We start from the raw sequence: 12,392 nt of genomic DNA, 5'->3' as shown, positions 1-12,392 counted from the left end.
AAGCCCCTTATGGCTGCTGCCAGAGAATGACAGCCGCCGTTACCAACAAGTTGACGAGCGTCAGCGGCAGGCACACTTTCCAGCCGAAGGACATTACCTGGTCATAACGCGGACGCGGTAAGGACGCACGAATCAAAATGAACATCATCATGAAGAACGCGGTTTTCAGCGCGAACCAGATGAACGGCGGTAAGAACGGGCCATGCCAGCCACCAAAGAACAGCGTTACCATCAACGCGGAAATGGTGACGATACCGATGTACTCGCCCACGAAGAACAGACCGAATTTCATACCGGAATATTCAATGTGGTAACCGTCGGCCAGTTCCTGTTCGGCTTCTGGCTGGTCAAACGGGTGACGGTGACACACCGCCACGCCCGCGATAGCAAAGGTCACAAAACCAAAGAACTGCGGGATAACGTTCCAGATGTCGGCCTGATTGTTGACGATGTCGGTCATGTTGAATGAACCGGCCTGCGCCACCACGCCCATCAGGGAGAGCCCCAGGAACACTTCGTAGCTCAGCGTCTGCGCGGAAGCACGCATCGCACCCAGCAGCGAGTATTTGTTGTTACTGGACCAGCCTGCGAACAGCACCGCGTACACCGCGAGGCCTGCCATCATCAGGAAGAACAGAATGCCGATGTTCAGGTCAGCCACCACCCAGGTCGGGCTGACGGGAACGATAGCAAACGCCAGCAGCAGCGAGGTAAAGGCGATCATCGGCGCCAGCGTAAAGATCACGCGGTCCGAGAAGCGCGGAACCCAGTCCTCTTTAAAGAACATCTTGATCATGTCCGCCACCAGCTGGAGTGAACCACCCCAGCCCACGCGGTTCGGTCCGTAACGGTTCTGGAACAGACCGAGCAGACGACGTTCACCAAAGCTCATGAACGCGCCGCAGGTGACGACCACCAGCAGAATGACGACCGCTTTCAGAATGCTCAGCAGGATGTCGATAAGATCCGGCGTTAACCAACTCATGCTTTTGCCTCCTGAAGGTTATCAAGATGCGCACCCGCCAGGACCGGCGCGATGCCAGGCATCCCCATCGGCAGACCCACCTGCCCTGCTGACAGGCTTTCAGAAATAATCAGCGGCAGGCTGATTGTCTGGCCGTCGTAGCTAAAGGCAATGTTCGCACCCGCGTTAACGCCAAGCTTCGCGGCATCCGCCGGGTTGAGCTTGATGTACGGCTGCGGCATACGCTGCTGGAATACCGGAGAACGCTGGGATATTTCGTCGCTACCGAACAGATGGTAGTACGGCGCAATACGCCAGTGGCCTTCCTGAGCCTGGAAACGTTCCGGAACGGTAGAGAAGAAGTCCAGACCGGTTTCGGAGGCTTCAATCAGACGCACGCCCGGATCGCCGTGGCGCAGATGACCACCCACTTCAGCCTGGAATTTGTTCCATGCCTGTGGGGAGTTCCAGCCCGGTGCCCATGCAAACGGGATTTGCGAACGCGGCGCAGACGGCTGGTTGTTCCCTTCCATCGAGAAGGCGAACATGGTGTCTTTATCCTGCGGCTGACGCGGTTCGTGCACGCTGATGTTGGCACGCATCGCAGTACGACCGCTGTAGCGGTGCGGCTCACGCGCCAGTTTCTGGCCGCGAATACGGAAGCTTGCGTCAGGCGCGGCGTCTTTAATGCCCGCCAGCTGAGGCAGTTTCTCAACAACCGCGTCGATAACGTGGTCGAGCTGCGTCCAGTCCACTTCACGGCTCTGCACGGTGCTGTGCAGAGAGTGCAGCCAGCGCCAGCTTTCCAGCATCACGGTGTTGCTGTCGTAGTAGGCCGGGTCATAAACCTGGAAGAAGCGCTGTGCGCGGCCTTCGTTGTTGATCACCGTCCCGTCGCTTTCTGCGAAGCTTGCAGCAGAGAGCACCAGGTGTGCTTTGTCCATGATCGCGGTGCGCTGATGGTCGATAACCATCACCAGCGGTGCTTTGGAGAGCGCGGCGTCAACGCGAGCGGCGGAAGCGTGGCGATGCAGGTCATTTTCCAGCACTACCACCGCATCAGCAGAACCGGATTCCAGTTCGCTTAACGCTTCTTCCAGCGAGCCGCCGCCAATCATGCCCAGTCCGATGCTGTTCACCGCACGGGCAATCATGGTCACACCGACGTCAGCGCCACGGCCCTTCAGGGCTTTGGCAACGTTCGCTGCGGCCTGAATGATTTCAGCGCTACCGGCGTTGGTACCGGAAATGATCAGTGGTTTCTTCGCCCCCGCCAGCGCCTGAACAATCACGTCGACCTTGTTCTGCAGGTCGCGATCCAGTTCAACGGCCGGCGAGTTGCTGTCCAGCGCGTGGGCAATGGCAAAGCCGAGGCGCGCCTGATCTTCAACCGGTGCGCAGTAGGTCCACGCGGCGATATCGTCCAGACGGGTGTTGTCGACGTTAGTCACAAACAGAGGATGCTTCGCGCGCTGGCCGATGTTGAGGATCGCCGCAATCTGCCAGTCAGCCACTTTCTGCGCCGCTGCCATTTCACGTGCTTTACCCTTCACCGCCTGACGAACCGCCAGAGCCGCGCGTGCGCCGGTCTGCGTCAGGTCTTCCCCGAGCACAAGAACCGCATCATAGGATTCGATTTCGCGCAGCGCAGGCGTGTGTACACCGCCTTCACGCAGCACTTTCAGCACCAGTTGCAGACGTTCCTGCTCGCCATGGGCGATACCGGTATAGAAGTTTTCCGCCCCAACCAGCTCGCGCAGCGCGAAGTTGCTTTCGATGCTGGCGCGCGGGGAGCCGATGCCGATCACTTTCTTCGACTGGCGCAGAATATCTGCCGCGCCCTGCATCGCCTGTTCAGCGTTGAGGGTAATGACGTCGTCGCCACGGCGCTGAACCGGCTGACGCGGACGGTCTTTCAGGTTCACATAGCCATAGCCAAAACGACCGCGATCGCAGAGGAAGTAGTGATTAACGGTACCGTTGTAACGGTTTTCGATACGACGCAGTTCACCGTAACGTTCACCCGGGCTGGTGTTACAGCCGAGGGAGCACTGCTGGCAGATGCTTGGCGCAAACTGCATGTCCCATTTACGGTTGTAACGCTCGGAGTGGGTTTTATCCGTGAACACGCCGGTCGGGCAGATTTCTACCAGGTTACCGGAGAATTCGCTTTCAAGCGTACCGTCTTCCGGACGACCGAAGTAAACGTTGTCATGCGCGCCATACACGCCCAGATCCTGACCGTCTGCATAATCTTTGTAGTAACGCACGCAGCGGTAGCAGGCGATGCAGCGGTTCATTTCGTGAGAGATGAACGGCCCCAGATCCTGATTTCGGTGAGTACGCTTGGTAAAGCGATAGCGACGGAAGCTGTGACCAGTCATGACGGTCATATCCTGAAGGTGGCAGTTACCACCCTCCTCACACACCGGACAGTCGTGTGGGTGGTTGGTCATCAACCACTCCACTACGCTTTCGCGGAACTGTTTGGCTTCTTCGTCATCAATCGAAATAAAAGTGCCTTCGGTGGCTGGCGTCATACAGGACATCACCAGTCGACCACGCGTGTCTTCCGCGTTTTGATATTGCTTCACCGCACACTGGCGGCAAGCACCGACGCTGCCCAGCGCCGGATGCCAGCAAAAGTACGGAATATCGAGGCCAAGAGACAGACAAGCTTCCAGCAGGTTGTCCGCCCCGTTGACTTCGTATTCTTTGCCGTCTACATGAATCGTAGCCATTAGCATGCTTCCAGTTGGCTCGGCCGAAACCGAGCGTTAATCAAAATTCTGTTTTTACCAGCGTGCTTTCAGCAGGTTCGGCTGAATACCATTGATAGAATGGGTATTGCTGAACGGCTGCTTGATGCCTGCTTCGAATTCGTCGCGGAAATATTTAATCGCGCTCTGCAGCGGCTCGACGGCACCCGGTGCGTGAGCACAGAAGGTTTTACCTGGCCCTAAGAATCGACACAGTTGCTCAAGTGTCTCGATATCGCCAGGCTGGCCTTCGCCACGTTCGATAGCGCGCAGGATCTTCACGCTCCACGGCAGACCGTCACGGCATGGTGTACACCAGCCGCAGGACTCGCGGGCGAAGAACTCTTCCAGGTTACGCACCAGGGATACCATGCCGATCTCGTGGTCGACGGCCATCGCCAGCGCGGTACCCAGACGGCTGCCTGCTTTACCAATGCTTTCGAACTCCATTGGCAGGTCAAGGTGGGCTTCGGTTAAGAAGTCTGTCCCTGCCCCACCCGGCTGCCAGGCTTTGAATTTCAGGCCATCGCGCATACCGCCGGCGTAGTCTTCAAGAATTTCACGTGCGGTGGTGCCGAACGGCAGCTCCCAGACGCCAGGATTCTTCACGCGACCGGAGAAGCCCATCAGCTTGGTACCGGCATCTTTACTTGATGAGATGCCCTGATACCACTCCACGCCGTTCGCAAGGATAGCCGGAACGTTACACAGGGTTTCGACGTTGTTTACACAGGTCGGTTTACCCCACACGCCGGAGCTTGCCGGGAACGGTGGCTTGGAGCGCGGGTTCGCGCGGCGGCCTTCCAGGGAGTTAATCAGCGCGGTTTCTTCACCGCAGATATAACGCCCGGCACCGGTGTGCACGAACAGCTCGAAGTCAAACCCGGTGCCCAGGATGTTTTTACCCAGCAGTCCGGCTTCAGTGGCTTCGGCAATCGCGCGACGCAGGTTTTCAGCCGCTTCGATGTATTCACCGCGCAGGAAGATGTAGCCACGGTACGCTTTCAGCGCGAACGCGGAGATCAGCATGCCTTCCACCAGCAGGTGCGGCAGCTGTTCCATCAGCAGGCGGTCTTTATAGGTACCCGGCTCCATTTCATCGGCGTTACACAGCAGGTAACGGATGTTCATGGATTCATCTTTCGGCATCAGGCTCCACTTCAGACCGGTGGAGAAGCCCGCACCGCCGCGCCCTTTCAGGCCAGAATCTTTTACCGCATTAACGATGTCGTCTGGCGCCATGCCGCCGAGGGCTTTACGCGCACCGGCATAGCCGTTTTTGCTCTGATATTCGTCGAGCCAGACCGGCTGTTTGTCATCACGCAGACGCCAGGTCAGCGGATGCGTCTCAGCAGTACGAATTACAGTTTTCATTTGTACTGCTCCAGCAGGTCAGGAATCGCTTCCGGCGTCAGATGGCTGTGAGTGTCCTCATCAATCATCATGGTCGGTCCCTTGTCGCAGTTACCCAGGCAGCAGGTTGGCAGCAGGGTAAAGCGTCCGTCGAACGTCGTCTGGCCCGGCTTAATATTAAGTTTCTTCTCAATCGCAGCCTGAATGCCCTGATAACCGGTAATGTGGCAGACAACACTGTCACAGTAGCGGATCACATGGCGGCCGACCGGCTGACGGAAGATCTGGCTGTAGAACGTGGCTACGCCTTCTACGTCACTTGCCGGAATGCCCAGCACTTTTGCGATCTCATAGATCGCCCCATCCGGCACCCAACCACGCTGTTTCTGTACGATTTTCAGCGCTTCAATGGACGCCGCACGCGGGTCTTCGTAGTGGTGCATCTCGTGCTCAATGGCGGCACGCTCTGCTTCACTCAGCTCAAAAGCCTCGGTTTGTGGTTGTTGATTCTCGTGCATAATTAGCGGTCCACATCTGACATAACAAAATCGATACTACCCAGATACACAATCAGGTCGGAGACCAGACTGCCGCGAATGGCGGCCGGGATCTGCTGCAGGTGCGCAAAGCTTGGCGTACGCACGCGGGTACGGTAGCTCATGGTGCTGCCGTCGCTGGTGAGGTAGTAGCTGTTGATACCCTTGGTCGCTTCAATCATCTGGAAGGATTCTTGTGCCGGCATGACCGGGCCCCAGGAAACCTGCAAGAAGTGGGTGATCAGGGTTTCGATATGTTGCAGCGTGCGCTCTTTCGGTGGCGGCGTCGTCAGCGGGTGATCCGCCTTGAACGGGCCTTCCGGCATGTTGTTGAGGCACTGCTCAAGGATGCGCAGGCTCTGGCGCAGCTCTTCCACTTTCAGCATCACGCGGGTGTAGCAGTCGGAAACGCCGCCGCCAACCGGGACTTCAAAGTCGAAGTTCTCGTAGCCAGAGTAAGGACGGGCTTTACGCACGTCGAAATCAATACCGGTTGCGCGCAGGCCAGCACCTGTGGTCCCCCACTCCAGCGCCTCTTTCGCGCCGTAGGCGGCAACGCCCTGGGAGCGGCCTTTCAGGATGGAGTTACGCAGCGCGGCTTTCTCGTAAGACGCCAGACGTTTCGGCATCCAGTCGAGGAATTCACGCAGCAGGCGGTCCCAGCCGCGCGGCAGATCGTGCGCCACGCCGCCGATGCGGAACCAGGCCGGGTGCATACGGAAACCGGTAATCGCTTCCACCAGATCGTAAATTTTCTGACGGTCGGTAAAGGCGAAGAAGACCGGCGTCATCGCACCAACGTCCTGAATGAACGTGGAGATGTACAGCAGGTGGCTGTTAATACGGAACAGTTCAGACAGCATCACGCGAATCACGTTAACGCGATCCGGGACGGTGATGCCTGCCAGTTTCTCAACGGCCAGCACGTATGGCATCTCGTTTACGCAGCCGCCGAGGTATTCGATACGGTCAGTATACGGAATGTAGCTGTGCCAGGACTGACGCTCGCCCATCTTCTCGGCACCACGGTGGTGGTAGCCAATGTCAGGCACGCAGTCGACAATCTCTTCGCCGTCAAGCTGAAGAATAATTCGGAATGCACCGTGCGCAGACGGGTGGTTTGGACCGAGGTTAAGGAACATGAAGTCCTCGTTTTCGGTGCCGCGCTTCATGCCCCAGTCTTCCGGCTTGAAGGTCAGCGCTTCCATCTCCAGATCCTGCTTGGCTTTGGTCAGCTCAAACGGGTCGAATTCAGTGGCGCGTGCCGGGTAGTCTTTACGCAGCGGGTGGCCAGTCCAGGTCTGCGGCATCATGATGCGCGTCAGATGCGGGTGGCCGTCGAAGGTCATGCCGAACATTTCCCAGGTTTCACGCTCGTACCAGTTGGCGTTCGGGAAAAGTTTGGTGATCGTCGGAAGATGCATGTCGTTTTCAGACAATGCCACCTTGAGCATGATATCCGTGTTGCGGTCTATTGAGATCAGGTGGTAGAAAACGGAAAAATCCGCAGCAGGGAGACCCTGGCGGTGCGTTCTCAGACGTTCGTCCATGCCGTGTAAGTCAAACAGCATGACGTAAGGTTTTGGCAATTTCTTGAGGAAATCGACAACTTCCAGTAATTGCTCACGCTTCACCCAAACAACGGGTACCCCGGTGCGGGTGGCCTGAACAGTAAAGGCATCCGGCCCAAAACGGTTGCGCAGTTCGCCAATGACGGGGTCATCGCGATGATCCCGGGTCTGCCAGGCGGCTTCTTGCGCGGTTAAGTCGGTCATATTGTTCACCATTGCAAATGGTCCGTGGTGACTGTTAAGCCTGGCTTCGCGCTATTTGAGTAGTGATATGCGAAGGTGTTCTCCAGGCCCACAGGCGCAAATTAAATTTCGTCAGGCGTACGCAGGTTGGTGACGGCAATACGTTCACCACGTTTACGCTCGCGCTCAGACTGCATGTTCGCGCGATAGACACCTTGATCGCCAACAACCCAGGAGAGCGGACGGCGTTCTTTACCGATTGACTCCTGCAGCAGCATCAGCGCCTGCATATAGGCCTCTGGACGCGGCGGGCAGCCCGGGATGTACACATCCACCGGAATGAACTTATCAACGCCCTGCACAACGGAATAAATGTCGTACATACCGCCGGAGTTTGCACATGCGCCCATGGAGATAACCCATTTTGGCTCCAGCATCTGGTCATAAAGACGCTGAATAACCGGTGCCATCTTGGTAAAGCAGGTCCCGGCCACCACCATCAGGTCAGCCTGACGTGGAGAAGCACGCAGTACCTCGGCCCCAAAACGCGCAACGTCATGCACCGCAGTGAATGACGTCACCATTTCAACGTAGCAGCAAGAAAGGCCAAAGTTGTATGGCCAGATGGAGTTCTTACGACCCCAGTTGACCATATCGTGCATGGCATGTTCGAGCTTGCCCATGTACACGCTTTTGTTGACTTCTTGCTCCAGGGGGTCGGTTACGATCTCCTGTTTTTGCAGGGGGTAACGGTCATTCTCACCGTTAGGATCTATGCGGGTGAGCGTATAATCCATCTTATTGCCTCGCTGTTACTGCTGACGATTAGAGATACTGTTTTCCGGGTTGATGTGTTCACGGCGTGAACGCACAGGTGTCCAGTCCAGCGCGCCAATACGCACCAGATAAACCAGACCGGCCAGTAACACTAAAATGAAAATTGCGGCCTCGACAAAGCCCACCCAACCACTTTCGCGAATGGAGGTAGACCACGCGAAGAGGTAAAGCGCTTCCACGTCGAAAATGACGAAGAACATGGCTACCAGGTAGAACTTGGCAGACAGGCGTAAGCGAGCGGTACCTACTGAATCAATACCTGATTCGAAAGGTGTGTTTTTGTGCCTTGCGCGGGCGCGACCGCCCAGGAACCAGCCGCCGACTAACATCAGGCAGCACAGGCCAATGGCTACAATAAGAAAGATTGCGAATGCCCAGTGATGAGCGATGACTTCTGTGGATGTTGACATACTCATTGCTTACTCATCAAAAGTGATACCGACGACACTGCTCTTGCTGGCAGATGGGCATCACATCGATTCATGGGGAGGAACAAAATAACCTTACACTAACTGTCAGAAATGAGACATAGACAGCAAAATGATGGGGTTTTTTACTCCTTTCTATAACCTTTTGTCAACTTTAACAAAGGTTTCTTCACATTAAATTACAACGTGCGATTCTCATTAACATTTGGTGCCCTTTAACCCTGGTGGGTACATGACTTTACGTCAAATGCATCTTGTTGAATCGTGTCCGTTTTGGAAGTAAAAAAAATAACCCTCCTATTTTGACAGGATTTGCCAACGATTCCTCCCCCCAAATGGGAGTATTTTCTTGATCTGAGACACGCTTTTGTTAATTCAATCAAAAAAACAGCAACATATTTCCTATTTTTTTAACATCGGCGGGGTATTAGGCAAGTTAGAAGAGGTATCGTTTATAACTTAACCAAAAGCATTTTCTGCATTGATAAATAAGCGGTATTTGCTTTAACCCTGCTCCGTTCGCGGTTATGAATAGCAAAAAAAACCACTCGCAGGAAAAAATCATGCGAGTGGCTCTTTTTTGCACTTACATTTTGTTACGAGAATTTTGGGGGAATGATCACTCAAAATCCCTTTCCACAATCAGGGAGTCATCCCCTCCTTCCGGAGTAACAGGCGCGTACTGCCATGGATTGTGGTAGTTTTCCATTGCCTCGAATACCACTTTCGCTAGCTCGTTGTTGCTGGCGGCATTATGGCACAGCAGGTACTCCGTATCCGGCAACGACGGGAGTCCCTCAGATTGACCCAGCACACGCAGATCGGGGCTCATCATCTCCACCGGACGGGCTGTTACGCCAAGTCCGGCCTTCACTGCCGCTCGTACCGCAGGCAACGTTGACGCAACGTACGCCAGGCGCCACGGAATACTGGCTTCGTTGAGCGCAGTCAGCACCATATCGCGGAACGGACTAGGATCGTCCAGCAGGACCAGGGGTATTGGCTCACCTTTTTGCAATACGTACTCCGCGGCACAGTACCAGTGCGTAGGAGAAGTACGCAGCGTCAGGCAGTCATACTGGCCAGGTCGATGCGTGGTGACCACCAGGTCAACCTCGTTTTCTTTCAGCATCTCAACCATGAAGGCATTGCGTTTAACGCTAACGTCCAGGGCAAGCTTCGGATAAACCGAGCTAATTCGGTTGAGAAGGAAGGGCAAAATGGTATCTGCTGATTCATCTGACGCCCCTAATGTTAACACTCCCTGAAGGTTGCTAAACATTAATGACATACAGGCTTCATCATTAAAGCGCAGTATCTTTCTGGCATAACCCAGAAGCTGAATACCATGTTCTGTTAAAAGCTTATTACGTCCATGACGCGCAAAAAGCTCTTTACCAACCAGTTGTTCCAGCCGCTGCATTTGCTGACTCACGGCGGACTGGGTACGGCAAACGGCGGCAGCAGCTGCTGCAAAAGTGTTGAGATCGGCGACCGCAACAAACGTTCTCAGCAGATCGAGGTCGAGATTCATTATCGGACGATTTGCATTTATCATATCTTTTCACTTTCAGGTTGCTCGTGCGGAGCTGCCCGGGTTGAAGCTGTGTGTAACAGTTAAGCAATTCCTTCTGAAGAGTTTCCCTCGCGTCCCGGCCCGGCAGACTGCCTGACAGATAGTTATTGTACTTTGGTATATCAACAGTCAGAAATCACGTTTCATGACGTTATTTTTATTCTCTTGCGTTCAGGATATTTCGTTATCTGAAGGTAGATGTAAATTCCATTAAGAGTAAGACATGTTTTCTGCCATCTATATCGCGGCGTTGCCAGCGTAGCAAGATGTGACTTACCCAATCAGCCAGAGATTACTTTAACAATAACAATCGATTAATACAGGAAGGCAGAAGCTGATATACGTAACAAGCCTATCGCTACGCTGCATTCCCAAAACACATCTTAACCCAAATCCACTATATTTATAAGTCTTATTGCAATATAACGGATTTAACGCCAATGATAAGCAACTACACTCTTTTTATTAAAATTAACGAAAGTTGCATTTTCGTCGTTAATAATAAATAAAGTTTAATTTAGATTCAGGCCATTCATTAATAACACTTAACATTAATTTCACATGAGTAACTTTTAACCTGGCTTTGCTAATAGAGCAAACTGTATCTCAGCATTCAGGTTTTACGAATGGTCACTCAGGGGGACTAACGCTTCAGCCCGGATCGTCTTTTTATTTAAATCAGAATAATATTAATATTAATATTTATGTGAAACTTTCAGCATAAAAAACCCAACATTAAGCGTTTTCACGGTAATTTCAGGCGTAAAATCACTCCATCATTAGATTAAGCAATCACAGCAGTGCTGCCTGGTTGGACAAAATCTTCTTCTGTGCGCCCTTCAAAACGAAGCGCGGTGGGAGTACATTGTTCCGTGCTGCTTCCACGGCAGGAAGTTGCAATAATAGCGAAAAGGTTAAAGGTTCATGTCCCCTATCGAAAAATCCAGCAAGCTCGACAACGTCTGTTACGACATCCGTGGCCCGGTACTCAAAGAGGCAAAACGCCTTGAAGAGGAAGGCAATAAGGTTCTGAAACTCAACATCGGCAACCCCGCGCCATTTGGTTTTGAAGCGCCGGATGAGATCCTGGTGGATGTGATCCGTAACCTGCCCACTGCACAAGGCTACTGCGATTCAAAAGGGCTTTATTCCGCCCGTAAAGCCATTATGCAGCACTATCAGGCTCGCGGTATGCGCGACGTCACCGTTGAAGATATCTACATTGGCAACGGTGTCTCGGAGCTGATCGTTCAGGCGATGCAGGCGCTCCTGAACAGCGGCGATGAAATGCTGGTTCCCGCTCCAGACTATCCGCTGTGGACGGCTGCGGTATCGCTCTCCAGCGGTAAAGCGGTGCACTATCTTTGCGATGAATCGTCGGACTGGTTCCCGGATCTGGATGACATTCGCGCCAAAATAACACCGCGCACCCGGGGAATCGTGATCATTAACCCGAATAACCCGACGGGCGCGGTCTATTCAAAAGAGCTGCTGATGGAGATCGTCGAGATCGCCCGCCTGCACAACCTGATCATCTTTGCCGACGAGATTTACGACAAGATCCTGTACGACGCGGCGCAGCACCACTCTATCGCCGCGCTGGCGCCCGATCTGCTGACGGTCACCTTTAACGGACTGTCTAAAACTTACCGCGTTGCCGGTTTCCGTCAGGGCTGGATGGTACTGAACGGTCCGAAAAAACATGCGAAAGGCTACATTGAAGGGCTGGAGATGCTGGCATCCATGCGTCTGTGCGCCAACGTACCGGCGCAACATGCGATCCAGACAGCACTCGGGGGCTATCAAAGCATCAGCGAGTTTATCGTTCCAGGCGGCCGCCTCTATGAACAGCGCAACCGTGCATGGGAATTAATTAATGATATTCCGGGCGTCTCCTGCGTGAAGCCTAACGGCGCGCTGTATATGTTCCCGAAAATCGACGCGAAGCGCTTCAATATTCACGACGACCAGAAAATGGTGCTCGACTTCCTGTTGCAGGAAAAAGTGCTGCTGGTTCAGGGGACGGCGTTTAACTGGCCGTGGCCGGATCACGTGCGTATTGTAACCCTGCCGCGCGAAGACGATCTCGAAATGGCCATCAGCCGCTTCGGACGATTCCTCTCGGGGTACCATCAGTAACGCTGACTTTCCGCCGGGTGGCGCTGCGGTATGAACCGGAAACATG

At 54.1% G+C, this 12,392-nt stretch carries 9 protein-coding genes; 1 reads left to right on the top strand and 8 read right to left on the bottom strand.

Annotated elements, in window-relative coordinates; all coding sequences use genetic code 11:
• Positions 1–7: 7 nt before the first annotated feature.
• The 8 genes from nuoH to lrhA form a co-directional block, all read right to left on the bottom strand.
• Positions 8–985 carry an NADH-quinone oxidoreductase subunit NuoH gene (gene nuoH, locus CKK19_RS19600; RefSeq protein WP_022648828.1) on the bottom strand — a complete coding sequence of 326 codons (978 nt, stop codon included), beginning with the start codon at positions 983–985 and terminating at the stop codon, positions 8–10.
• Entirely contained in the window at positions 982–3,705 is a 2,724-nt protein-coding gene (gene nuoG / locus CKK19_RS19595; protein ID WP_063854243.1) for an NADH-quinone oxidoreductase subunit NuoG, read from the bottom strand. The genes nuoH and nuoG overlap by 4 nt, the downstream gene beginning before the upstream one ends.
• 54 nt (positions 3,706–3,759) lie before the next feature.
• Positions 3,760–5,097 carry an NADH-quinone oxidoreductase subunit NuoF gene (gene nuoF / locus CKK19_RS19590; RefSeq protein ID WP_006811381.1) on the bottom strand — a complete coding sequence of 446 codons (1,338 nt, stop codon included), beginning with the start codon at positions 5,095–5,097 and terminating at the stop codon, positions 3,760–3,762.
• The gene (gene nuoE / locus CKK19_RS19585) at positions 5,094–5,594 is read right to left on the bottom strand and encodes an NADH-quinone oxidoreductase subunit NuoE (RefSeq protein WP_006176513.1); all 501 of its coding nucleotides are present in this window, start codon (positions 5,592–5,594) and stop codon (positions 5,094–5,096) included. The genes nuoF and nuoE overlap by 4 nt, the downstream gene beginning before the upstream one ends.
• Before the next feature lie 2 nt (positions 5,595–5,596).
• Positions 5,597–7,399, bottom strand: a complete 1,803-nt coding sequence (gene nuoC, locus CKK19_RS19580) for an NADH-quinone oxidoreductase subunit C/D (protein ID WP_074174446.1) — start codon at positions 7,397–7,399, stop codon at positions 5,597–5,599.
• An 89-nt stretch (positions 7,400–7,488) separates the two neighbouring features.
• Entirely contained in the window at positions 7,489–8,163 is a 675-nt protein-coding gene (gene nuoB / locus CKK19_RS19575; RefSeq protein ID WP_003861482.1) for an NADH-quinone oxidoreductase subunit NuoB, read from the bottom strand.
• A 15-nt stretch (positions 8,164–8,178) separates the two neighbouring features.
• Positions 8,179–8,619: an NADH-quinone oxidoreductase subunit NuoA gene (gene nuoA, locus CKK19_RS19570; protein WP_003861475.1), complete on the bottom strand. Its 441-nt coding sequence runs from the start codon at positions 8,617–8,619 to the stop codon at positions 8,179–8,181.
• 631 nt (positions 8,620–9,250) lie between these two features.
• Positions 9,251–10,189 carry a transcriptional regulator LrhA gene (lrhA, locus tag CKK19_RS19565; protein ID WP_032622483.1) on the bottom strand — a complete coding sequence of 313 codons (939 nt, stop codon included), beginning with the start codon at positions 10,187–10,189 and terminating at the stop codon, positions 9,251–9,253.
• Positions 10,190–11,131: 942 nt separating this feature from the next.
• On the opposite strand from lrhA, the gene alaA reads away from it, so the two are divergent.
• Entirely contained in the window at positions 11,132–12,346 is a 1,215-nt protein-coding gene (alaA, locus tag CKK19_RS19560) for an alanine transaminase AlaA (RefSeq protein ID WP_022648831.1), read from the top strand.
• The last annotated feature ends 46 nt before the right edge of the window (positions 12,347–12,392 follow it).

This window comes from Enterobacter sp. CCUG 70166 (assembly GCF_020224095.1).
Taxonomy (GTDB): Bacteria; Pseudomonadota; Gammaproteobacteria; order Enterobacterales; family Enterobacteriaceae; genus Enterobacter; species Enterobacter intestinihominis.
Note: the sequence above shows the minus strand (reverse complement) of the source record. Positions and strands in the feature narration are given on the sequence as shown.

What these genes read in the sequence shown, in the direction of transcription:
- nuoH (WP_022648828.1), bottom strand. Translation starts at nt 985, where the DNA reads ATGAGTTGGTTAACGCCGGATCTTATCGACATCCTGCTGAGCATTCTG.
- nuoG (WP_063854243.1), bottom strand. Translation starts at nt 3,705, where the DNA reads ATGGCTACGATTCATGTAGACGGCAAAGAATACGAAGTCAACGGGGCG.
- nuoF (WP_006811381.1), bottom strand. Translation starts at nt 5,097, where the DNA reads ATGAAAACTGTAATTCGTACTGCTGAGACGCATCCGCTGACCTGGCGT.
- nuoE (WP_006176513.1), bottom strand. Translation starts at nt 5,594, where the DNA reads ATGCACGAGAATCAACAACCACAAACCGAGGCTTTTGAGCTGAGTGAA.
- nuoC (WP_074174446.1), bottom strand. Translation starts at nt 7,399, where the DNA reads ATGGTGAACAATATGACCGACTTAACCGCGCAAGAAGCCGCCTGGCAG.
- nuoB (WP_003861482.1), bottom strand. Translation starts at nt 8,163, where the DNA reads ATGGATTATACGCTCACCCGCATAGATCCTAACGGTGAGAATGACCGT.
- nuoA (WP_003861475.1), bottom strand. Translation starts at nt 8,619, where the DNA reads ATGAGTATGTCAACATCCACAGAAGTCATCGCTCATCACTGGGCATTC.
- lrhA (WP_032622483.1), bottom strand. Translation starts at nt 10,189, where the DNA reads ATGATAAATGCAAATCGTCCGATAATGAATCTCGACCTCGATCTGCTG.
- alaA (WP_022648831.1), top strand. Translation starts at nt 11,132, where the DNA reads ATGTCCCCTATCGAAAAATCCAGCAAGCTCGACAACGTCTGTTACGAC.